The sequence below is a fragment of the Stenotrophomonas sp. GD03794 genome (assembly GCF_029842145.1).
In the GTDB taxonomy this organism is placed as follows: domain Bacteria; phylum Pseudomonadota; class Gammaproteobacteria; order Xanthomonadales; family Xanthomonadaceae; genus Stenotrophomonas; species Stenotrophomonas riyadhensis.
The window spans coordinates 69,006-90,910 of sequence record NZ_JAOCFV010000016.1 but is presented as its reverse complement, the minus strand read 5'-3'; the positions used below and the strand labels follow the sequence as shown (position 1 = coordinate 90,910).

Sequence of the window (21,905 nt, the reverse complement as noted above, 5' to 3'; positions counted from 1 at the left end):
AAGGCGCTCATTGTCCGCCATCGGCCGGTGACAGGCCGGCAACGAAGTGTTGCAGGGCGGCGGCGACCTCGTCGGCATGGCCGAGGAAGGGCGCATGGCCGCCGTGGGCGATGGTCAGCATCTGCGCGTCCGGGGCCATTGCCGCGGCGGCCTGCATCGCCGTCGGTGAGACCAGCCGGTCGCGTTGGCCGGCGATCCACAGGCTGGGCTTGCCCAGCATCGGCAGGGCGCCGCGCAGGTCGGTGCTTTCCAGCAGGCGCAGGCCTTCCAGCAGCGCGCGTTCGGTGGGCGCACCGCGCTCGACCAGGCGCTGGCGCAGGGTGCGCAGCTCTTCGCGGGCGTGCGCCGAGCCCATCACGTCCAGCGCCAGGAAGCGCTCCAGCGTGCCACCGAAGTCGCTGGCCAGCTCGCGCCCGAACTGTTCGAACACTGCCGGTTCCACCGCATGCGGCCAGTCTTCACCACGCACGAAGCGCGGCGTGGCCGCGATCATCGCCAGCCCGCGCACCTTCGGGAGGGTGGCCGCCGCATGCAGCGCGAACAGGCCGCCCAGCGACCAGCCGCACCACACCGCCGGCGGCGTGGCCGCGGCAATGGCATTGACCACGAACGGCAGGCGCAGCGGCGTGCTGTCGTCGCGGCTGTGGCCATGGCCGGGAAGGTCTACCCGATGCAGGGTGAACTGGTCCGCCAGGCGCTGCACCAGCGGCGCGAACACGCCGCCCTGCAGGGCCCAGCCGTGGATCAGTACCAGGTCCGGCCCACGGCCGGTCACTTCAATATGCATGGGGAACTACACGGAACTCAGGCAAAGGCGGGCAGCGGCGGTGGCGCGGCTTCACGCACGGTCAGGGTCACGCGATCGCGCGCGTTGGCGATGGCCTCCACCAGGCCACGCACCTGTTCCGGCGTATGCAGTGCGGACAGGGTGACGCGCAGGCGTGCCTTGCCCTCCGGCACCGTCGGTGGGCGAATCGCGCCGACCAGCCAGCCGGCCTGTTCCAGCGCCGTGGACATCGCCACGGCGGTATGGTCATCACCACACAGCAGCGGCTGGATCGGCGTTTCCGAAGCCATCAGGTCCAGGCCGTGGCGACGCGCTTCACTGCGGAACAGCGCGATCAGGTCGGTCAGTTTGGTGCGGCGCCAGTGGTCGCGGCGCGCCAGGCGTACTGCTTCAAGCGCCGCCGCGGCCATCGCCGGTGGCACCGCTGTGGTGTAGATGTAGGGACGCGCGGTTTCAGCCAGGTGCTCGATCAGGTCGTCGCGGCCCAGCACCAGTGCGCCGGAACCGCCCAATGCCTTGCCCAGCGTGACCAGTTGCAGCGGCACGTCGTCCACGCCCAGCCCGGCGGCGGCCACGGCACCACGGCCATCACCGACCACGCCCACGCCGTGCGCGTCATCGACGTAGAACAGCGCCTGCTGCAAGCGTGCCACAAGCGACAATGCGCGCAGCGGTGCGATGTCGCCATCCATGCTGAAGACACCATCGGTGGCCAGCATCGCCGCGCCATCGGGCGCGTGCTTGAGCTGACGCATCGCGCCTTCCGCATCCAGATGCGGATAGCGGCGCAGGCGTGCACCGGCCAACCGCGTCGCATCCAGCAGGCTGGCGTGGTTGAGCTTGTCCTGTACGCAGACATCGTTCTCTTCGCTCAGCAATGCCTGCTGCACCGCCAGGTTGGCGGCGAAGCCACTGCCGAACAGCAGCGCACGCGGATAGCCCAGCCACTCGGCCACTTCGCGTTCAAGCGCTTCGTGCAGGGCGTGGTGACCACAGACCAGGTGCGAGGCACCGGCGCCAGCACCTTCGCGCGCGGCAGCATCCTGCAGCGCATTGACCACGCTGAACTGCTGGGCCAGGCCCAGGTAATCATTGCTGCAGAAGCCGGTCAGCCACTGGCCGTCCACTTCCAGGCGCACGCCATCACGACGGCTGACCGTGCGTCGCGGGCGGCGACGGCCTTGGGCATCGCGCAGGGCGCGCTGGGCGTGGAGGCGGGCGGTCAGGTCGGGGCGGGCCATGGTGGCTGAATGCGTCGACGGGGCGGCTAGGGTAGCGCGTTGCCGCGGCGCCTGCTTGCGGCCCGTCTCAGGCCGCGTGAGCGCAGCCACAGCCGGGCGTATCGGCACTGATATCGGCGTGCACGGTGCCGCCGTGGTCGTGGCCCTCGGCATCCACCTGCACCGCCATCGGTTGCAGGCCCAGGCGTGCGAACAAGGCCAGGTCGCGCTCGCTCTCCGGGTTGCCGGTGGTCAGCAGCTTGTCGCCGTAGAAGATCGAATTGGCACCGGCCAGGAAACACAGCGCCTGCAGTTCGTCGCTCATCGCTTCGCGCCCGGCCGACAGCCGCACCATCGAGCGCGGCATGGCGATGCGCGCCACCGCGATCATGCGCACGAACTCGAACGGGTCCAGCTCGGCACTGCCATGCAGCGGCGTGCCCGCCACCTGCACCAGCTTGTTGATCGGCACCGAATCGGGATGTGCCGGCAGCGTGGCCAGCGCCAGCAGCAGGCCGACGCGCTGCCCGCGCGTCTCGCCCATGCCGACGATGCCACCGCAACAGGTCTTCAGGCCGGCATCGCGCACGTGCTCCAGCGTATCCAGGCGGTCCTGGTACTGGCGCGTGTGGATGATCGAATCGTAGTAGTCCGGCGCGGTGTCGAGGTTGTGGTTGTAGTAGTCCAGGCCGGCGTCCTTGAGCGCACGTGCCTGTTCGCCACTGAGCATGCCCAGCGTGGCACAGGTCTCCAGGCCCAGCGCCTTCACCCCGGCGATCATTGCCGCCACCTTCGGAATGTCGCGGTCCTTCGGCGAACGCCATGCGGCACCCATGCAGAAGCGCGAGGCACCGGCGGCCTTGGCCTGGCGTGCCTTGGCCAGCACTGCGTCGGTCTCCATCAGCTTCTGCGCGTTCACCCCGGTGTTGTAGCGCTGCGCCTGCGGGCAGTACGCGCAGTCTTCCGGGCAGCCGCCGGTCTTCACCGACAGCAACGTGGAGACCTGCACCTGCGATGGGTCGAAATGCTCGCGGTGGACCGCTGCGGCGCGGAACAGCAGCTCGGGGAACGGCAGATCGAACAGTGCCTGCAGTTCGTCGTGTTGCCAGTCGTGGCGGATGGCAGCAGCCATGGCGGGACCTTGGGTACGAGTGGAGCGAGGGCGGCAGTGTGGGTGGGCGTGCCCGGACTGTCAACCATTGTTGATTTAAATTGGTTTACGGGGTTCGTGCCTAGAATGGAGCCCCCACGCAAAGGACGGCCATGAACGCTGCATCGATCACGCGCGCTGCGGTTGCCGTAGTGGCCCTTGCCCTGGGACTGGCAGCAGCGGCTGCCTGCGCGGCCGAGCCGACTGCTGCGGAGATTGACGAAAACTCCCGCGTCCGTGAGGCGATCTTCCGTGGCGAGCAGGGCGGCCCGCAGCTTACTGATTACCCTGTGGCGAAGGTCTACGGCGGACCTGCCGCTGCGCTGGACATGAGTACGCATGAGGCGCGCATGTTCAAGACGCGGATGTCCGCCGCATTGAAGGACGGCAAGGTCGAGTTCGCCGGCGAGTACACCGTGGCCGGCTGGGGCTGCGGCACGGGGTGCTTCTCGCAGACCTTCATCAGCCTGCGCACCGGCAAGCCGCTGCCGCAGAGCCTGGGTGGGGAACTCGGCCCGAACATCGTCCGGATCGATCCGCACAGCGCGCTGGTGGTGGCCGAAGGCACCGAGTACGACAGCAACTACGACAGGACCGGTCACTACGCCTACTTCTATGTGCTGGAAGGGCATGCGTTGAAGCTGATCCGGAAGGTAGCGGTGCCGGAGGCTTTGGAAGAGGAATGAGTATGAAACCGGATGCAATGCCGCCAGGTGGAAAACTGCTGGTACTCGACCTGGACGAGACGTTGGTGCACGCAAGCGAGCGCGAACTGGAGCGGCCGGCGGACTTCCGCCTTGTCGGCTACCACGTCTACCTGCGGCCTCACCTGCAGGCGTTCCTCGACTATGCCTTCGCCCATTTCACGGTGGGGGTGTGGACGTCTTCCGGGCAGTTGTATGCGGAGCCGCTGGTGGCCCGCCTGATGCCGGGCCGCCCGCTCGCATTCCTGTGGTCCGCGCAGCGATGCAGCACGGCGCGTGACTGGGACACTGGCGGCTATGCGTCGCAGAAACGGTTGGGCAAGCTGAAGCGACACGGCTTCCGGTTGGAGCAGATGATCGGTATCGACGACACGCCCAGCAAGTACGCCAGAAACTACGGAAACCTGGTCGAGGTGCGCGAGTTCACCGGTGATGCGAGCGATGATGAGTTGGCACATCTGCCGCTCTATCTGGAATGGCTGCGGCAGCAGCCCAACGTGCGCAGCGTGGAAAAGCGCCGGTGGCGGGAGCGATTGCCCGCCCAGTAGTGCACGTACGCGGCAGGCTGTCGGGAGGATCCATGGCCGGGCATTTCACCGCATCCTGCAAGGCCTTCAGCCACAGTAGCCGCTGTCCGCCTTCCCCCGCAGCGTCCAGACTGCCCCGCATGACCGATCTCCATCGCCTCCGCGGCCGCATCACCGCGCTGGTCCTCAGCGAGGCCTGGCGCCGCCGCGCCGCGCTCTGGGGCGGCGCCGTGGCCGTGGCGCTGGTGGCGATCCTGTTCGCCAAGGCCAGTGACGCGGCTTTCCAGCTGTTCCAGCGCATCATCTCGCACTCGCCGTGGTGGGCCCTGCTGCTCACGCCGGGCATCTTCGCGCTGTTGGCCTGGTTGACCGCGGGCGTGCTGAAACCCACGCGTGGCAGCGGCATTCCGCAGGTCATTGCCGCACTGGACAAGCCCGATGAGTCGTTCCGCAGGACCAATCTTTCGCCCGCAGTCTCGGCCGGCAAGCTGCTGCTGACCTCGTTGTCGCTGCTGGGCGGCGCGTCGGTCGGGCGCGAGGGCCCGACGGTGCATGTGGGTGCCAGCCTGATGTACCTGTTCGGCCGCTGGTTTGGCTTCAAGGACCCGCGCGAACTCTCGCACTTCCTGCTGGCCGGTGGTGCAGCGGGTATCGCGGCGGCGTTCAACACGCCGTTGGCCGGTATCGTCTTTGCCATCGAGGAGCTCAGCGGCCGTTTCGAGCATCGCTTCTCCGGCACCCTGCTGACCGCGGTGATCGTCGGTGGCGTGGTGTCGCTGGGCCTGCTGGGCAACTACACCTACTTCGGTCATGTGAGCGCACGCCTGCCGCTGGGCCAGGGCTGGCTGGCAATCCTGCTGTGCGGCGTGGTGGCGGGCTTGCTGGGAGGCCTGTTCGCGCGTGCGGTGCTGGCCAGTGCGGCGGGCCGCCCGCGCTGGCTCGGGCAACTGCGCCAGCGGCATCCGGTTCTGTTGGCCGCAGGCTGCGGCCTGGTGGTGGTACTGCTCGCCCTGGTCTTCGGTGAAGGCGCGTTCGGCACCGGCTACGAGCAGGCGCGCAGCCTGGTGCAGGGGCAGGCGATGGTCGGCCACGAGTTCGGGTTGATGAAGCTGCTCGCGAACCTGGCGTCCTATGTGGCGGGCATTCCCGGTGGCCTGTTCTCGCCGGCGCTGGCGGTCGGTGCCGGACTGGGCCACAACCTGGCGGTCCTGATGCCGGGCGTGGACCCGCGCGCGTTCGTGCTGTTGGGCATGTGCGCCTATCTGACCGGCGTCACCCAGGCACCGCTGACTTCGGCGGTGATCTCGCTGGAGCTGACCGACAGTGGTGATCTGCTGCTGCCGATCCTGGCCACGGTGCTGATCGCGCGTGGCGTGTCCGGGCTCGTGTGCCGGGTGCCGATCTATCGCGGGCTGGCGGAGGTGTTGATGATGCCCGCCGTGGCGCCGTCGGATGCCGGGGATCGCGAACGCGCGCCCTGAAGGGCGGCGCGGTGACAGATAGCGCTGACACTGCAGCACGCGGTCCGCTGATGGTGAAGCTGACGCAGCGATGGAAGGCTGGCGCATGCGCATCAACTTCCTGCACGCGGCAAGCACTGTCCCTCACGCGCTGCTTCGCGTCCTGCTGCCACTGCGTTGCCTGGTCTGCAACGACCCCGGCCACGATGGGCTGGATCTGTGCGCCGCGTGCTATGCGGAACTTCCGTGGTCGGGCCGCGCCTGCCTGCGCTGCGCACTGCCGTTGCCGGACAACGCACTGATCGTCTGCGGCAGCTGCCGTGAGGAAGCGCCGCCGCAGGCCGCTACCCATGCCAGCTTGTTGTACCTGCCACCGGTCGACCAGCTGCTGGTGCGTTACAAGTTCCATCAGGATCTCGCAGCGGGTCGCCTGCTCGCGCAGTTGATGCAGCGCGCACCGCCGCCCTGGTCATGCCCTCTACTGGTGCCGGTGCCGCTGCACACCCGTCGCCTGCGCCAGCGCGGCTACAACCAGGCGGCAGAACTGTGCCGCCTGCTGCCGATACCGGTCTGGCAGGGGCTGTACCGGCGGCGGCATACCGCGCCGCAGTCCGAGCGTACGGCCGAACAGCGCAGGGAAAACCTGTTCGATGCGTTCGATGTACGTGGTCCGGTGTCGCCGCGACTGACGGTGGTGGACGATGTGATGACCACCGGCAGCACGGTGATGGAGGTTGCGGAGACGCTGCGGTGGGTGGGAGCGGACGAGGTGCGGGTATGGGTCTGCGCGCGGGCGCCGTGATCGCCCTCTTCATCACCAGGGGCTAGGATGAGCCCGGTTCCGGATCGAAGGAGTGGCCATGAATTCCCCCTTGTCTCCCTTGTTGTCGGCGGTTGGGCGCAGCTGGTGGATCCTGCTGCTGTATGGGCTGGTTGCGCTGGGCTTTGGCATCGTCGCCATCGGCTGGCCGCTCTCTGCAGCCATGGCGCTGGCGTGGACACTGGGCGTGATGGCCATCGTTGAAGGTGTCATCAGCCTGTTCGCACTGGTCAGCGGCGGCAGCGGTGCCTCGCGTGGCTGGCTGGCGCTGTATGCCATCGCCTCGCTGGGTTTCGGCATCCTGGCGGTGATCAATCCGCTGGCCACCGCCAGCGTGCTGGTGCTGTTCCTGGCAGCGTGGCTGCTGGTGGCCGGCATCTATCGCATCGTGTTCGCGATCCGCGTGCGCAAGCAGATCCAGGGCGAGTGGCTGCTGATCCTCAGTGGCGTGCTGGCGGTGGTGCTGGGCCTGCTGTTCGCGGCCAACCCGTATGCGGGCGTGGCGGTGACCACGCTGTGGATCGGCATCGGCAGCCTGCTGTACGGGTTGCTGCAGGTGCTGGTGGCGTTCAAGCTGCGGAAGCTGAAGTGAGGGGCGCGCGTCCGCTCCTGCTGGGGGCGGCGCTGGTGCTGACCGGATGCATGCCGGGCGCCACGCCCGGCGCGCTGGCAGGCAAGGATCATGCGCCACGCCCCGGCGTGGATGTGCGCCTGAGCGCGGTCGATGCAGCCGGCAAGGGCACGCCGGTGCAGTGGCAGGGCCAGACCCTGGCGCTGCGCGAGCCACCGATTGCCGGCAGCGCGGATATTGCCGATGTGCGCTATGTGCTGGATGAAGGCAAGCAGCCGGGCCTGCAGATCCGCTATCGGCCGGAGGCGCATCAGCGCATCCACGATGGCACCGCGGCACTGGTGGGCCAGCGTGCGGCGATCAGCGTGGATGGTCGCGTGCTGATGGTGGCGACGGTGCAGGGGCCGTTCGGCGAATCGATGATGCTGAGCGGGTTGTCCAGCGTTGCCGAGGCGCGGGAGCTGGCGAAGCACATCACTGGCGAATGACGGGCGCGCCATGAACCCGCGCTGCGCGCGGAGGTCGACCAAGGTCGACCGCTACCGGGCGAAGCGGGCCTCGATCTCTTCCAGGGATTTGCCCTTGGTCTCCGGCAGCCAGAACGCGGCCACCAGGAAGAACACGAAGGTGCACGCCGCCCAGAACACGAACATGCTGGCGTAGCCGTAGTGGCCCACCGTGGGCAGGAAGATCGCGGCGATGGTGGTGGACACGAACTGGTTGATCAGCAGCGCGATGCTCATGCCGTTGGAGCGGATGCGGTTCGGCATCAGCTCCGACAGTGCCAGCCACACGCAGACGCCGGGGCCAACCGCGAAGAATGCGACGAACACCAGGATGCAGGCGGCCACTGCCCAGCCGTGTGCCGGTGGCGGCACCGGGCCGATGCGGGCCTGTTCGATGCGCAGCGGTGCCTGCGCTGCAGCGGCCGGATCGGCGAACGGGTTCAGGTGCAGTTTGCGGAAGAACGCGCCGATCACGCTGTCCGGCTGCACGGTGCCCGCACGCTCGATGCGCAGCTCGTGGTCGGTCAGGTTGTCGCTGCGCAGGGCGCGCACATTGGTGAAGTCGCCATAGGCATACGACACGGTCAGCTGCAGCGGCCGGCCTTCGCTGTCGATGCCAGCGCCAAGGCGCTGCCACTGCGCATCATCCAGTACCAGTTGCAGCCCATCGCCGCTGACAGCCGCCTGCAGCTGCGGCTGCACGTCGGTGCGGCCGCGTTCGGCCTGGAAGAAGAGGGTGGCGGCGGCCAGCAGGGCCACGCAGATGCCGCCGCTGCCGAGCATCAGCAGGAACTTGCGGCCCTTGCGGTCGACCAGCAGCAGCGCAACCACGGTCATCACCGCATTGAGCAGCTTGATCGCCACGTCGGCGCCATTGGCCACCGCGCCGGACAGGCCGGCCTGGTTGAGGATGTTCACCGCGTAGGCCAGCACCGAGTTGATGCCGGTGGCCTGGGTGCAGGCCAGCACCACGCAGGCGAGCAGGAACGGCACCACGTAGCGGCGACTGAGCAGCGGGTCGCGCTTGCCGCTGCTGTCGCTCGATTCCGGTGCCTGGATCTGTCCAAGCGTCGGTTCCACCTCCGAAGCCGGCAGTACGCGCTGCAGGCTGCGGCGCGCATCATCGATGCGACCGCGGCGCACCAGCCAGCGCGGCGATTCGGACAGCCAGAAGATGCCGGCGCAGAACAGCAGGCCCGGCGCCAGGCAGGTCCAGAAGATGGTGCGCCAGGCGTGGTCCTTCACCGCAAACAGCTCCTGCGCCTGCTGCGCGACCGGCAGTGAGCGCACGGCTTCGGCGGCGGCATCCACGGCGTGGGCGTGGTACAGGCCGATCAGTGCCGCCAGCACCAGGCCGATGGTCAGCAGCAGCTGGAACATCGCCGCGCCGCGGCCGCGCCGTTCGGGGCTGAGCACTTCGGCCAGGTACAGCGGAATCACCACGCCGATCAGGCCGCCACTGATGCCCTGCAGCAGCCGGCCGAGCAGCAGGGGCGTGTAGCCGGAGGCCAGTGCCATGATCGGGATCGAGGCGGTGAACAGCAGGCCGGCCAGCAGCATCGCACCGCGGCGGCCGATCAGGTCGGCAATCATGCCGGCGAACAGCGAGGACAGCACGCTGCCCAGCAGCACTGCCGCGACGACGAAGCCGAGCTGCTGGCTGCTGAGCTGCCAGGCGTGGCTGGCAGTCGCTTCAAGATAGGGCAGGGCGCCGGCGATGATGCCGATGTCGATGCCGTACAGCAGGCCACCGAGGCCGCCGATGAAGAGCAGGTAGCGTACGGGCCAGCGCGGAGCGGTGCTTGCAGTCATCGGCAGTTCCTGTGGTAGCGCCGGGCTATGCCCGGCGACGGTTCGTCGCAGATTGCTTTCTGTAGAGTCGAGCCATGCTCGACTGCTCTTCGTTCCGATATCGAGGTTCCCTGCACCGCGCGTTGCGCGGTGAGTCGAGCATGGCTCGACTCTACAAAAACGCAGATATCAGGCGTTTGCGGCGTTCAAATCAACTACGCGCCCACCAACCACCACCTGCTGCAGGCGCAGTTCGGCGTCCAGCACCACCAGGTCGGCACGGGCGTCGGGCGCGATGCGGCCGCGATCGTCCAGGCCCAGGTAATCGGCCGGGAACGTGGAAACACGCTGCGAGGCGTCGGCCAAGTCCAGGCCCACACGCACCAGATTGCGCAGTGCCTGGTCCATGGTCAGCGCGCTGCCGGCCAGCGAACCGGTCGCCAGGCGCACGCAGCCGCCGCACTTGTGCACGCGCTGTTCGCCCAGGGCGTACTCGCCATCGGGCATGCCCGTGGCGGCGGTGGCGTCGGTCACTGCGTACAGGCGCGGGATCGCGCGCGCGGCCAGGCGGATCACGCCGGGGTGGATGTGCTGCAGGTCGGGAATGATCTCGGCGTACTGCGCATGTGCCAACGCCGCCGCTGCAATGCCCGGGCGATAGTGATCGACGCCGGTCATGCCGTTGAACAGGTGGGTGAAGCCGGAGGCGCCGGCCTGCAGTGCCGCCACGCCTTCCTCATAGGTACCGGCGCTGTGGCCGAGCTGCACGCGGATGCCCATCGCCGAGAGCGCGGGAATCAGCGCGGTGTGCTCACCGATTTCCGGGGCCAGCGTCATTACCCGGATCGGTGCCAGCGCATGCAGCTGCTGCACCAGTGCAACGGTCGCCTCGATCGTGCGGTTGGGCTGCGCGCCCAGCCGCTGCGGGCTGATGAACGGTCCTTCCAGATGCACACCGACGATGCTGGCGGCGTCGGCATCGGGCGCCGCCATGGTGGCGGCCACGCCCTGCAGCGCGTGCTCGATCTCGTCCAGCCCGGCGGTCATGGTGGTCGCCAGCAGCGTGGTGGTACCGAAGCGCAGATGGGTGCGGGCGATGGTTCGCGCCACGTCGCCGCCCTGCATCAGGTCCACGCCGGCCGCGCCATGCACATGCAGGTCGATGAAGCCGGGCAGGATCACCGGCAGCTGCAGGTCGTCAGCGCCGCTGTGGTCATCCACCTGCAGCTGGCGCACGTGCGAATCGAAGTGGACGTGGCCACGCCGCCAACCCAGCGGGGTGAGGATGCGGCCATGCAGGGTGCGGGTGTCGGTCATGCGGTGGGCTCGGCGATGATCACTTCGATGCCCAGCCGCTGCAGCCCCTCACGGGTTGCGTCGTCAATGCCGGCGTCGGTGATGATGGCGTGGATCTGATCCAGCAGGGCGATGCGATGCAGGCTGACGCGGCCGAACTTGGAGGCGTCGGTCAGCACCACGATACGGCGCGCACGCTCGACCATGCGATGGTTGAGGCGGGCTTCGGCTTCATCGTGGGTAGTCAGGCCGAACTGCAGGTCCAGGCCGTCCACGCCCAGGAACAGGGTGTCGAAGCTGTACGAGTTGAGGCTGGCTTCAGCCTGGCTGCCCTGCAGCGACAGCGACTGCTGGCGCAGCAGCCCACCGGTCAGCAGTACGGTGATGCCTGCGGCATTGGCCAGTTCCCAGGCGATGTTCAGGCCGTTGGTCATCACCGTCACGTCGCGATGCGCGCGCAGGTGGCGGGCCAGGGTCATCGTGGTCGAGCCGGAGTCGATGATGATGTTGTCGCCGGGCTGCACCAGGCGCGCAGCGCGCGCACCGATCGATTCCTTCAGCGGCAGGTTCAGCGCGTCTTTCTCGTGGATGTCCTGTTCCTGCGGTGGCGTACGAACGAGCGTGGCGCCGCCGTGGGTACGGTTGGCCAGGCCCTGCGACTCGAAGTGGGTCAGATCGGCACGGATGGTCACCGCCGACACGCCAAAGCGCTCGACCAGATCGGCCACCTGCACCGAGCCGTGCTCGATCAGCAGCTGCAGGATCTGTTGCCGGCGGGAGCGGGTGTTGCGCATGGCCATTCTCGGTTTCGCGGGAAAAGGTAGAGATTAGCCGTTCGCAGCAACGGCGGCAGCCGAGCCCGCATTCTGCGTGCGGGGGCCGGCCTGGTTGGCGCTGCAGGCGCGGGCGTATTCGCCCAGGCACAGGCCGATGCGGTGCTGCACCAGTGCGGTGGGGGTGTTGGCCAGGTTGCCTTCGCGCACGGCGCGGTACTGCTCCGGCAGGTACTGGCTGAGCAGTACCAGCGGCGGCGCGTGCTGCTCCAGGTTGGCGAACAGGGTCTGCACCGCCTGTACCAGCGCCGGTTCGCCCCAGTAGTAGCGGCAGCGGTCGCTGAAGGAGTAACTGCGCAGCAGGCGCAGCGCCGCCTCATCGCCCTGGTAATAGGACTGCCAGTACTTCGGCTGCGCCACCATCACCTCGTCCAGCACCTGCGGCAGGCGCGAGCACTGCGCGGCCGGCAGCAGTTCGGCCTCGATCGCGGCCAGCGCGAACAGCGCCTCGCGATAGGCGAAGGTGGCGGCTGGGCCGACCTTCAGGATGGCAAAGTGGTCGCGCACCAGTGCATGCAGGCCGCTTTCGCGCTGGTAGTCAGTGGAATGCGCTTCGAACACGATGCGCGGCTGCTGTTCGAGGAAGCCGGCCAGCGTGCTGGCGGCGGTCGCGTCGTACTCGTGCACGCTGCTGTGGTCGAAGTCCACGCCCGGCTGCACCACCATCGCGATCACGCGCTGCCACGCGTCGCGAAGCTGCGGGGTATCGAACGCCTGCTGGTGGATGGCCAGGGTCTGCGCGGCGGCGGCGGGCGTGGTCACCTGCAGGCCCTCGGCAAGCGAGGCTTCGCCACCGGGAATCGGCACTTCGGTACCGATTACGTAGACCGGCGGCGGCAGGCTGTGTTCGGCGGCGGTGCGTTCGGCGATCTCGGCCAGCTCGGCCGAACGCGCGGCGACGATGGCATCGGGCAGCGGCACCGGGTCATCGGCACAGGACATGCTGCAGTCCAGGTGGATCTTGTGGAAGCCGGCAGCGACGTAGGCCTCGATCAGCACGCGCGCGTGGGTCATCGCTTCGGCAGCCGGGCGCTTCTGCCAGGCATTCGGGCCGAGGTGGTCACCGCCCAGGATCAGCCGTTCGCGCGGGAAGCCTTCCTCATCGGCCAGCGTGCCCACGTAATCGCGGTACTGCGGCGGGGTCATGCCGGTGTAGCCGCCGAACTGGTCGACCTGGTTGGAGGTGGCCTCGATCAGCAGCACGGTGCCGTGTGCCAGCGCCACGTGCATGGCCGCGCGCAGCACCTGCTCGTTGCTGCAGCAGACGCTGTACAGGCCGACGTTGGCACCGGCGCGGTGGGAGGCAAGCAGGGTCTGCAACGGGGACATGGTCAGGCTCCGGACATCAGGAAAACGAGGGTTGGCAGGCGAGCAGGGCAGCACCACGTGCGCCACCGGCATCGCCGAAGCGTGGTGGCACGATCGGTGGCACCTGCACACCCTTGAACAGATGGGCGGCGATGGCGGCGGGCAGGTGCGCGTACAGCGGCGCGTACTGCGATAGACCGCCGCCGAGCACGATCACGTGCGGGTCCAGCGCCAGCACCAACGCCGCCAGGCTGTGGCCGAGCAGGTCGCGATGGATGTCCAGCGCCTTGCGCGCGCGCGCATCACCGGCGTCGGCCAGGGCGATCACCGCGCTGGCGTCGGCGGCGCTGCCACCGAGGTGACGCTCGATCATCGCCACGCCACTACCGGAGACATAACGCTCCACGCAGCCCTGCAGGCCGCAGGCGCAGTCGATCAGCGGCAGGCCGTGGCGCTGCAGCAGATGACCGGGCACGCTCCAGTGGCCCCATTCGCCGGCCAGCCCGTTGAAACCGGACAGCAGGCGGCCGTGCAGGCAGAAACCACCGCCCGCGCCGGTGCCGAGGATGGCGCCGAACATGCTCGGATAGCCGTCGGCGGCACCGCCGTGTGCTTCCGACAGGGCAAAACACTGCAGGTCGTTGCCGAAATGCAGCGGCCGCTGCAGGCGCGCCTGCAGGTCGGCCGCAACGCTGTGGCCGGTCAACGCAGGCACGTTCGCGCTCAGCTGGCGGCCGCTGCGGCGGTCGCGCACGCCGGGTAGAGCGATGCCGATCGCCGCATCACTGCGGCCCAGCGCGGCATCGGCCTCGGCGACCAGGGTCACCACCGCCTGCAGGAAACCGTCGTAGTCGCCCTGCGGCGTGGCCACCCGGCGACGCCAGGTGACCTGCATCGCCGCATCGCACGCCACCAGCTCGATCTTGGTGCCGCCGATGTCGATGCCGTAGCAGGCGTGGGCGATCAGCTCAGCCATGGTGGATGGTGACGCCCTTGACCACGCGGTTGACGGTGCCATCCGGGAACGGATTGTCCGGAGTCAGGCCCAGCGCAGCCGAGCGCTGCAGCGCGAACAGCTGCGCGAAGCCCAGCCACACCGGTGCCAGCCACGGATCATCCAGTGCCGGTACGGTGAGGGTGTACTCGTCGTCCGCACCGATGTCCGAATGCGGGCCGATCGCCAGCACCTGGCCGGCCACGCCATCGCGGCGCAGTTCTTCCAGCAGGTCCTGTTCGTAGCGGCGCGCCAGTGGCTGCACGCTGCGCAGCACCACCACCAGGGTGTTGCCGTCCAGCGTCGATTTCGGGCCATGGCGGAAGCCCAGCGGGGTGTTGGCCAGCGCCAGCACGCGGCCGGCGGTCAGTTCCAGCACCTTCAGCGCGCACTCGCGTGCCAGCGCTTCCAGCGGGCCGCTGCCGAGGTAGATGATGCGGTTGAACGGGCGCTGTGCCAGCGCCGCCACCGGTGCATCCCACTGCGCCTGGCCTTCGCGGGCCAGCGCGGCGATCTGCTTCAGGCGCGCCACACGCGCATCCCACGGCGAGCGGTCGAACACGGTCAGTGCGGCCAGCAGCATGCAGGTCAGGCTGCTGGTCATGGCGAAGGCGCGGTCGCAGCTGGCCGACGGCATCAGCAGGGTGCAGGTATCGGCACGGCCGGCGCCACGACGGGCCAGTTCACCATCGGCATTGCAGGTGATGTCGAGGAAGCGCGCGTCATCCACGTCGCTGCGTACGCGGTCCACCGCCGCCACGCTTTCCGGGCTGGAGCCGCTGCGGCCGAACGAGACCAGCAGGGTCGGACGGTCGCGCTGCAGGTACAGCGCCGGGTGGGTCAGCAGGCTGGTGGTGTGCACCACGCGCACATCGGCCGGCCATTGCGCGTTGATTGCATCGGCCACCATTTCGGCGATGAAGCCGGAGCTGCCGGCGCCGGTGAACAGCACGCGCTGGTTGGGATCGTTGAGGCTGTCGCCGAGGAAGGCCTGCAGGCGGTCGCGGGCACGCGACAGGTCCTGTGCGAGGGCGTCCCACAGCGCAGGCTGCTGGGCGATTTCGGTAGCGGTATCGGCTCCGCCAAGGCGCTGCCAGGCGGACACATCGGAAAGCAGGGTGACGTCCATTCGGAGGTTCCAGTTGGGCCAGCGCACCATCTGTGTTTTCTTTCGAAATGTCAAATAGCGAAAGTAAAAGGAAAGAAAATGGCGTGGTGACTTTTCCCGCCCGGGTGTGCTCGGGAAAACGAAAGAACGGGCCGGATGCCGTATCGCACAATGCTTAACAGGCGCCTGCAAGCGCTTACACAAAGTATTGCGGCGCAACAACTTTCGTTTCAATAGAATATATCTTCCTTTTTCCTTTCAATTTGTTGACATCTTTCGAATCGCTGCCCTAGAGTCGGCCCAATCGCTTTCGAAACGCCCGGTGAACGGGTTGGGAGTCCGCGTGGAAAACTGCGTTCGTCGCTCGCCGCTGATGCTGGCCCTGCTGCCGGCATTGATGCTGGCGTCCATGCCGGCCCGGGCCGAGCCCGTCGGCAACCTGCGTTCGGTCAGCGCCAGCGCCAGCCGCGATGGCGTGCAGGGCTGGGACCTGCAGACCGACAAGGGCGCGCGCATCCGCATCGAACTGCCGGCCACCGACATCATCCGCGTGCAGGCCGGCCGCAACGGCACGCTCACCGGTGCAGGCGACAAGGCCGCGCCGATCGTGCTGCCGCAGCCCAAGGCGAACGTGCAGGCGCAGCTGGAAGAAGACGCACAGGAAATCCGCGTGCGCACCGAGTCACTGGTGCTGCATGTACAGCGGCAGCCGCTGCGCATGCGCCTGGAACGGCTGGACAACGGCCAGCCCACCGCGCTGTGGCAGGAACTGCAGCCGCTGGACCTGGATGCCACGCAGAGCGTGCAGGTGCTGTCCTCGCAGGCCGATGAAGGCTACTTCGGTGGCGGCCAGCAGAACGGCCGTTACCAGTTCAAGGGCCGCGAGCTGGAAGTGTCCTACTCCGGTGGCTGGGAAGAGGGCGACCGCCCCAGCCCGGCGCCGATGCTGCTGAGCAGCCGCGGCTGGGGCATGCTGCGCAATACCTGGAGCGATGGCAGCTACGATCTGCGCGAGGCCGACCAGGCCACGCTGCTGCACCGCGAAGACCGCTTCGATGCGTATTACTTCGTCGGCGCCGACCTGCCGAAACTGATCGAGCGCTACACCCAGCTGACCGGCCGCCCCAACATGGTCGCGCGCTGGGCGCTGTCCTACGGCGATGCCGATTGCTACAACGACGGCGACAACAGCAAGAAGCCCGGCACCGTACCCGAAGGCTGGAGCGACGGCCCGACAGGCACCACCCCGGATGTGATCGACAGCGTGGCCAGGCAGTACCGCGCCAACGACATGCCCGGAGGCTGGATCCTGCCCAATGACGGTTACGGCTGCGGCTACAAGCAGTTGCCGGAAGCGGTGAAGGGCCTGGCCAAGTACGGCTTCCGCACCGGCCTGTGGACCGAGAACGGCGTCGACAAGATCGCCTGGGAAGTGGGCAAGGCCGGCAGCCGCGTGCAGAAGCTGGACGTGGCCTGGACCGGCAAGGGCTACCAGTTCGCGATGGACGCCAACCGCCAGGCGTTCAACGGCATCCTCGACAATTCCGATTCGCGCCCGTTCCTGTGGACGGTGATGGGCTGGGCCGGCATCCAGCGCTATGCCGTGGCATGGACCGGGGACCAGAGCAGCAGCTGGGATTACATCCGCTGGCACGTGCCGACCCTGGTCGGTTCGGGGCTGTCCGGCATGGCCTACGCCAGCGGCGACGTCGATGCGATCTTCGGCGGCAGCGCCGAGACCTTCACCCGTGACCTGCAGTGGAAGGCGTTCACCCCGGTGCTGATGGGCATGAGCGGCTGGTCGTCGAACGCGCGCAAGCACCCGTGGTGGTACGACGAGCCCTACCGCAGCATCAACCGCGATTACCTGAAGTTGAAGATGCGCCTGACCCCGTACATGTACGGGCTGGTGCACGAGGCCGCGCAGACCGGCGCGCCGCCGGTGCGTGGCCTGATGTGGGACAACCCGAGCGATCCGCATGCGCAGGATGAAACCTACAAGTACCAGTTCCTGCTCGGCCGCGACCTGCTGGTGGCGCCGGTGTACCGCAGCCAGGCGGCCAGCCGTGGCTGGCGCCGCGACATCCATCTGCCGGCCGGCGGCTGGATCGACTACTGGGATGGCCGCCGCGTGCAGGCCGCCGCCGATGGCCGCCAGCTCGACCGCCAGGTCGACCTGGCCACGCTGCCGGTGTTCGTGCGTGCCGGCGCGATCCTGCCGATGTACCCGTCGATGCTGTTCGACGGCGAGAAGCCTCTCGATGAAGTGACGTTCGACCTGTACCCGCAGGGCGATTCGCAGTACACGCTGTACGAAGACGACGGCAACACCCGCCGCTACCAGCAGGGCGAATCGAGCACGCAGCAGATCCGCGTGCAGGCGCCGGCGCAGGGCAGTGGCCCGGTGCAGGTGCAGATTGATGCCGTGCAGGGCCAATACAACGGCCAGCTGGCGCAGCGTCGCTATGGCCTGCGCGTGCTCAGCCGCCAGGCGCCGCGCGCGGTGCAGGCCGGTGGTCGCGCGCTGCCGGCGCTGGCCGATGCCGCTGCGTTCAACAACGCCAGTGAAGGCTGGTACTTCGATGCCCAGGAGCGCCGTGGCACGCTGCACGTGCGTACCGCCGCCCAGGACATCCGCCAGCCGCTGCAGTTGCAGCTGGACTTCGCGGTGGCTGCCGCGGCCGCCGACGATGCCTATCCGGCCGCGCCGGTGCTGGGCCGCGAACTGCCGGCCGACAGCCTGCTGGTGGTGAATCGCCCGGCCGAAGAACCCGGCCATGCGCTGGAGAATGCCTTCGATGATGATCCGGGCACCTGGTTCCGCAGCGTGCGCAACCAGGCCGTGCGCACCGGTGCCCACGAATGGGTGGTGGGCTTCGGTGAGCGCAGGATGATCGATGGCATCGACATCGCGCCGCGCAACGACAAGAACTGGAAGCACGGCCAGGTGCGCGACTACGAGGTGTACCTGGGCGACAGCAATGGCGAGTGGGGTGAGCCGATCGCACGTGGCCGCCTGCAGTTGAAGGAAGGCGTGCAGCGCATCGACTTCCCGGCCCATGCCGGCCGCCTGCTGCGTTTCCGCGTGCTGAGCGTGCAGAACCCCGAAGGCGACGGCGCCAGCAGCACCGACCCGATGGTGACCGCCGCACAGGGCACCGCCCGCGCCTTCGATGCATTGCAGCCGCGCGATGTCGGCCCGATCGCCTTGTCCACCTTCCACATTCTTGAACACCAGGAACCGGAGCGACCGGCCCGGCAGCGCTATCTCTCCGAGCTGCCGGTGCCGGCCGCGCTGGCCAGCCAGGTGCGCACCGACCAGTCGTTCCGTGGCGACGCCGGCATGCGCATGAACGGCCTGCAGTTCCGTCGTGGCCTGGGCGTCGGCGCCAACAGCCGCATCGACCTGCGCCTGCAGGGCGGCTGGCACCTGCTGCGTGCCGACCTCGGCATCGACGACGCCTGCCGCACTGCCGGTGGCCTGCAGTTCCAGGTCTGGGGTGACAACCGCCTGCTGTACGACAGCGGCCTGGTGAAGGCGCCCGGCGTGGTCAAGCCGGAGCTGGACATCCGTGGCCTTTCCACCCTGAGCCTGCGCACGCTGGGTGCGCAGGGCAGCCAACCCGCCCAGGTCTGTGCCAACTGGGCCAACGCCGTGCTGATCGGCCAGGAGGGCGACTCCGCCAGCATCGTCGCCCCATGACTCCCTCGTAACACCGCTCCTCCCCCCGCCCATTCCGACTACGGCCCTCATGGCCGTGGCCCGGGAGCGTTTTGCCCGCCGAACGCCCACGCGCTCACTTTTTGCGCCGCACCCCTGCCAGGAGAGAACCCCGATGTTGCCCGCACGCCACCACCGCCCCCCCTGTCGTTCGATCGCTCCGCTGTCGCTGGCCATCGCCGGCGTGCTGCTGTCGGTCGCCGTTCCTGCCTTCGCCCAGGAGAGCAAGGACAAGGCCACCGACCTGGCCCGCATCGAGGTCACCGGCTCCAACATCCGCCGCACCGACGTTGAAACCGCCTCGCCGGTGCAGGTGATCAGCAAGCAGGACATCCAGAACATGGGTGCGCGCACGCTGCTGCAGGTGCTCGACAACCTGCCGGCCGCACGCCCGGCGCAGCAGGACGCGCGTTCGCTGTTCACCGGTTCCGACGGTGCTTCGCAGGCCAACCTGCGTGGCCTCGGCGCACAGGGCACGCTGGTGCTGCTGAACGGTCGTCGCCTGTCGTACTACGGTGCACCGGCCGGCTTCCAGACCCAGTTCGTCAACATCGATGCGATCCCGGCCGCGGCCATCGAGCGCATGGAAGTGCTGACCGATGGCGCTTCGGCGGTGTATGGCACCGACGCGGTGGCCGGCGTGATCAACGTGATCACCAAGCGCAACTTCCAGGGCGCCGAGGTCAGCTTCACCAACGACACCTCCTCGCGCATCGACTCCTACGGCGAGCGCCAGGCCAGCATCACCGCCGGCTTCGGCGACCTGGCCGAGAACCGCTTCAACATCTACGGCGCGGTGAACATGTACCGCCGCGACGCGATTCCGCTGAGCGACTTCTACGACAAGCGGCCTGACCAGTACTACGTCAACAAGCCGAACTATCTCAACGACCTGCGCCTGGGCGTGGGCAGCAAGCCGGGCGAGTTCAACCCGGGCAGCTACTTCGCCTTCGATCCGGTCACTGGCCGCCGCGTGCAGGAAGCTGCGCCGGGCTGCAAGAACGTGCTGACCAGTGAAGCGGCCGGTCCGCGTTGCGTCTGGGAAACCTGGATGAACAACGAGATCGATGCCGGCGCCAAGTCCGAGCGCAACACCGCCTACCTCAACGGCACCTTCCTGGTGGGTGACAGCACCGAGATCTTCGCCGAGGCGACCTACACCGACATCGACCTGCGCGCCAACGGCGGCACGCCGCGCACCTACGGCACCACCACCGGCAACCCGACCAGCTGGTTCTCGCGCAACACCGGCAACACCGTCAACCAGTTCCTGTACCCGTTCCTGGGCCCGAACAACGAGTACAACCACGCCAGCCCGCAGATGAAGGCGATGATGGGCGGTGTGGTCGGCCTGAACTACCTGCTGCAGGATGCCGGCGCCAACTACTTCGGCCAGCGCAACACCGACAAGAGCTACCGCGTGCTGGCCGGTGCGCGTGGCAACCGGGGTGACTGGAACTGGGAGACCGCCTTCGCCAGTGCCGGCACCCATTCCACCACGTACCAGACCATCAACGTCAACACCAAGGGCTTCGAGAAGGCCTTCGGTCCGTACACGATCGATCCGGGTACCGGCCGCGTGATCATCTCCGACCACCCGGCGTACAAGTTCGGCGAGATCAGTGAAGCCAACGCTGCCTTGATCCGTGAAGCGTTCCCGACCTTCGACATCCAGTCGTGGACCCGCCTGCACACCCTGGACGGCAAGATCGAAGGCCCGTTGTTCCAGCTGCCGGCTGGTGAGATGCGTGCCGCGTTCGGCTTCAATGCCAGCCGTGAGACCTTCTATACCCCGGGCAACGCCGATGCGGCCAACGGCCTGATCACCCAGCAGGGCGGCTCCTGGTTCGACGGCAAGCGCAACACCTACGCGCTGTTCGCCGAGACCGTGGCGCCGATCACCGACAAGCTGGAACTGGACGCGGCGGTACGCGTGGACAAGTACCCGAACTTCAGCGCCAACGTCGCGCCGAAGATCGGCTTCAAGTACCAGGCGTTCGATCAGCTGATGCTGCGCGGTACCTACTCGACCGGTTTCCGTGCACCGAGCCTGGCCGAATCCGGCAACGGCGGCGTGTTCGCGCAGCTCGGCGGCTACCGTGACGAGCTGCGCTGCAACGAGACCAACGCCATCGCCAACCTGCTGCTGAAGTCGCAGCGGCCGGGCGATGTCGATCTGGGCAAGACCCTGCTGAACGTCGATTGCAGTCGCACCGTGGCACGCATGACCCAGCCGAACAAGGACCTGAAGCCGGAGAAGGCGAAGATCGCCACCCTCGGCTTCGTCTACGAGCCGGCAACCTGGCTGTCGGTGTCGGCCGACTACTGGTTCATCTACCGCGACAATGAAATCGTCGCGCCGGACTACCGCCGCATGGAAGACATCATCTCCTCGTCGCGTTCGCCGATCACCGACAGCGACCGGGCCAACCTGGCGCAGCTGGCGGCGATGTGTGCCGACCCGGCCAGCGGCGTGAACTGCCCGTCGGCACTGCCAGGCTATTCCGCCGGCAACGTGGCCAGCGTGGTGGGCCAGTACAAGAACCGTGGCAAGACGCTGATCGACGGCTTCGACATCGACGCGCGCAGCCGCTTCTCGCTGGGTGACTGGGGCAACCTGAACATCGGTCTGGCTGCCACCATCGCCAACCGAAACCGCTTCTACATGGACGAAGCGAGCGGCTGGTACTACGGCGACGTGGTGGGCTACTACAACAACCCGCGCCTGCGTGCCACGCTCAACGCCGACTGGACCTACAAGCAGGTCACCACCAGCATGTTCGTCAACTATGTGGGCGGCACCAAGTGGGCCACCGACCAGGTCGACGAAAAGAGCAACAACAAGGAAACCTGCACCGGCGGCTACCTGGCCCTGCAGAAGAGCAAGTGCGACGGTGCACCGTCGTGGTGGACCGCCAACATGAGCGTCACCTGGCGCCCGGATGATGCGTGGAATCTGAGCTTCACGGTCAAGAACCTGTTCAACCGCCTGCCGTTCTACGACCCGAACAGCTTCCTGGGTGACTCCAGTGACTACGCAACGATCTTCGGTCGTGGTTACAGTGTGACCATCGGCTACCGGTTCAAGTAATTCCGTTTGCGTGACCTG

The 21,905-nt window shown here is 67.8% G+C and carries 17 protein-coding genes; 8 read left to right on the top strand and 9 right to left on the bottom strand.

What is annotated here, in order from left to right; all coding sequences use genetic code 11:
- Nucleotides 1-7: 7 nt before the first annotated feature.
- The 3 genes from bioH to bioB all read right to left on the bottom strand — a co-directional run bounded on the left by bioH (nucleotide 8) and on the right by bioB (nucleotide 3,139).
- Nucleotides 8-787, bottom strand: coding sequence for a pimeloyl-ACP methyl ester esterase BioH (gene bioH / locus N5D91_RS11285; protein WP_110714045.1), 780 nt, complete (start codon nucleotides 785-787; stop codon nucleotides 8-10).
- Nucleotides 788-804: 17 nt separating this feature from the next.
- Nucleotides 805-2,028 (bottom strand): 8-amino-7-oxononanoate synthase, encoded by a 1,224-nt coding sequence (gene bioF, locus N5D91_RS11280; RefSeq protein WP_110714044.1) that lies wholly within the window; start codon nucleotides 2,026-2,028, stop codon nucleotides 805-807.
- Between the two features lie 67 nt (nucleotides 2,029-2,095).
- Complete coding sequence (bioB, locus tag N5D91_RS11275; RefSeq protein ID WP_180854508.1) at nucleotides 2,096-3,139, bottom strand: biotin synthase BioB; 1,044 nt, start codon at nucleotides 3,137-3,139, stop codon at nucleotides 2,096-2,098.
- A gap of 131 nt (nucleotides 3,140-3,270) precedes the next feature.
- On the opposite strand from bioB, the gene N5D91_RS11270 reads away from it, so the two are divergent.
- The 6 genes from N5D91_RS11270 to N5D91_RS11245 all read left to right on the top strand — a co-directional run bounded on the left by N5D91_RS11270 (nucleotide 3,271) and on the right by N5D91_RS11245 (nucleotide 7,727).
- Nucleotides 3,271-3,843, top strand: coding sequence for a hypothetical protein (locus N5D91_RS11270; protein ID WP_110714043.1), 573 nt, complete (start codon nucleotides 3,271-3,273; stop codon nucleotides 3,841-3,843).
- Nucleotides 3,840-4,409, top strand: coding sequence for an HAD family hydrolase (locus tag N5D91_RS11265; RefSeq protein ID WP_219635021.1), 570 nt, complete (start codon nucleotides 3,840-3,842; stop codon nucleotides 4,407-4,409). Before N5D91_RS11270 ends, N5D91_RS11265 begins: the two co-directional genes overlap by 4 nt.
- Before the next feature lie 119 nt (nucleotides 4,410-4,528).
- The gene (locus N5D91_RS11260) at nucleotides 4,529-5,869 is read left to right on the top strand and encodes a chloride channel protein (protein WP_180854509.1); all 1,341 of its coding nucleotides are present in this window, start codon (nucleotides 4,529-4,531) and stop codon (nucleotides 5,867-5,869) included.
- An 85-nt stretch (nucleotides 5,870-5,954) separates the two neighbouring features.
- Nucleotides 5,955-6,650 (top strand): ComF family protein, encoded by a 696-nt coding sequence (locus N5D91_RS11255; RefSeq protein ID WP_180854510.1) that lies wholly within the window; start codon nucleotides 5,955-5,957, stop codon nucleotides 6,648-6,650.
- 58 nt (nucleotides 6,651-6,708) lie between these two features.
- Nucleotides 6,709-7,260, top strand: coding sequence for an HdeD family acid-resistance protein (locus N5D91_RS11250; RefSeq protein WP_006399985.1), 552 nt, complete (start codon nucleotides 6,709-6,711; stop codon nucleotides 7,258-7,260).
- Nucleotides 7,257-7,727 carry a hypothetical protein gene (locus tag N5D91_RS11245; protein WP_180854511.1) on the top strand — a complete coding sequence of 157 codons (471 nt, stop codon included), beginning with the start codon at nucleotides 7,257-7,259 and terminating at the stop codon, nucleotides 7,725-7,727. The genes N5D91_RS11250 and N5D91_RS11245 overlap by 4 nt, the downstream gene beginning before the upstream one ends.
- Before the next feature lie 51 nt (nucleotides 7,728-7,778).
- Here the strand turns inward: N5D91_RS11245 and N5D91_RS11240 are convergent, their stop codons facing one another.
- The 6 genes from N5D91_RS11240 to N5D91_RS11215 form a co-directional block, all read right to left on the bottom strand.
- Nucleotides 7,779-9,557 carry an MFS transporter gene (locus N5D91_RS11240; protein ID WP_180854512.1) on the bottom strand — a complete coding sequence of 593 codons (1,779 nt, stop codon included), beginning with the start codon at nucleotides 9,555-9,557 and terminating at the stop codon, nucleotides 7,779-7,781.
- A gap of 168 nt (nucleotides 9,558-9,725) precedes the next feature.
- Entirely contained in the window at nucleotides 9,726-10,853 is a 1,128-nt protein-coding gene (gene nagA, locus N5D91_RS11235; protein ID WP_180854513.1) for an N-acetylglucosamine-6-phosphate deacetylase, read from the bottom strand.
- A complete protein-coding gene (locus tag N5D91_RS11230; RefSeq protein ID WP_014038836.1) occupies nucleotides 10,850-11,626 on the bottom strand; it encodes a DeoR family transcriptional regulator in 777 nt (258 codons plus the stop codon). Before N5D91_RS11230 ends, nagA begins: the two co-directional genes overlap by 4 nt.
- Before the next feature lie 33 nt (nucleotides 11,627-11,659).
- The gene (locus N5D91_RS11225; RefSeq protein ID WP_180854514.1) at nucleotides 11,660-12,994 is read right to left on the bottom strand and encodes a D-tagatose-bisphosphate aldolase, class II, non-catalytic subunit; all 1,335 of its coding nucleotides are present in this window, start codon (nucleotides 12,992-12,994) and stop codon (nucleotides 11,660-11,662) included.
- 16 nt (nucleotides 12,995-13,010) lie between these two features.
- A complete protein-coding gene (locus N5D91_RS11220) occupies nucleotides 13,011-13,949 on the bottom strand; it encodes an ROK family protein (protein WP_153854750.1) in 939 nt (312 codons plus the stop codon).
- Nucleotides 13,942-15,096, bottom strand: a complete 1,155-nt coding sequence (locus tag N5D91_RS11215; RefSeq protein ID WP_032127084.1) for an SIS domain-containing protein — start codon at nucleotides 15,094-15,096, stop codon at nucleotides 13,942-13,944. Before N5D91_RS11215 ends, N5D91_RS11220 begins: the two co-directional genes overlap by 8 nt.
- A gap of 322 nt (nucleotides 15,097-15,418) precedes the next feature.
- Here N5D91_RS11215 and N5D91_RS11210 point away from each other — a divergent pair, with 322 nt between their 5' ends.
- Complete coding sequence (locus N5D91_RS11210; protein ID WP_180854515.1) at nucleotides 15,419-18,778, top strand: TIM-barrel domain-containing protein; 3,360 nt, start codon at nucleotides 15,419-15,421, stop codon at nucleotides 18,776-18,778.
- A 133-nt stretch (nucleotides 18,779-18,911) separates the two neighbouring features.
- Nucleotides 18,912-21,887, top strand: coding sequence for a TonB-dependent receptor (locus N5D91_RS11205; RefSeq protein WP_180854516.1), 2,976 nt, complete (start codon nucleotides 18,912-18,914; stop codon nucleotides 21,885-21,887).
- Nucleotides 21,888-21,905 lie beyond the last annotated feature (18 nt).

Coding starts and splice junctions, on each gene's coding strand:
- N5D91_RS11225 (WP_180854514.1), bottom strand. CDS start 12,994: ATGTCCCCGTTGCAGACCCTGCTTGCCTCCCACCGCGCCGGTGCCAAC.
- N5D91_RS11215 (WP_032127084.1), bottom strand. CDS start 15,096: ATGGACGTCACCCTGCTTTCCGATGTGTCCGCCTGGCAGCGCCTTGGC.
- N5D91_RS11260 (WP_180854509.1), top strand. CDS start 4,529: ATGACCGATCTCCATCGCCTCCGCGGCCGCATCACCGCGCTGGTCCTC.
- N5D91_RS11230 (WP_014038836.1), bottom strand. CDS start 11,626: ATGCGCAACACCCGCTCCCGCCGGCAACAGATCCTGCAGCTGCTGATC.
- N5D91_RS11250 (WP_006399985.1), top strand. CDS start 6,709: ATGAATTCCCCCTTGTCTCCCTTGTTGTCGGCGGTTGGGCGCAGCTGG.
- bioF (WP_110714044.1), bottom strand. CDS start 2,028: ATGGCCCGCCCCGACCTGACCGCCCGCCTCCACGCCCAGCGCGCCCTG.
- bioH (WP_110714045.1), bottom strand. CDS start 787: ATGCATATTGAAGTGACCGGCCGTGGGCCGGACCTGGTACTGATCCAC.
- N5D91_RS11255 (WP_180854510.1), top strand. CDS start 5,955: ATGCGCATCAACTTCCTGCACGCGGCAAGCACTGTCCCTCACGCGCTG.
- N5D91_RS11265 (WP_219635021.1), top strand. CDS start 3,840: ATGAGTATGAAACCGGATGCAATGCCGCCAGGTGGAAAACTGCTGGTA.
- N5D91_RS11220 (WP_153854750.1), bottom strand. CDS start 13,949: ATGGCTGAGCTGATCGCCCACGCCTGCTACGGCATCGACATCGGCGGC.
- N5D91_RS11205 (WP_180854516.1), top strand. CDS start 18,912: ATGTTGCCCGCACGCCACCACCGCCCCCCCTGTCGTTCGATCGCTCCG.
- nagA (WP_180854513.1), bottom strand. CDS start 10,853: ATGACCGACACCCGCACCCTGCATGGCCGCATCCTCACCCCGCTGGGT.
- bioB (WP_180854508.1), bottom strand. CDS start 3,139: ATGGCTGCTGCCATCCGCCACGACTGGCAACACGACGAACTGCAGGCA.
- N5D91_RS11270 (WP_110714043.1), top strand. CDS start 3,271: ATGAACGCTGCATCGATCACGCGCGCTGCGGTTGCCGTAGTGGCCCTT.
- N5D91_RS11240 (WP_180854512.1), bottom strand. CDS start 9,557: ATGACTGCAAGCACCGCTCCGCGCTGGCCCGTACGCTACCTGCTCTTC.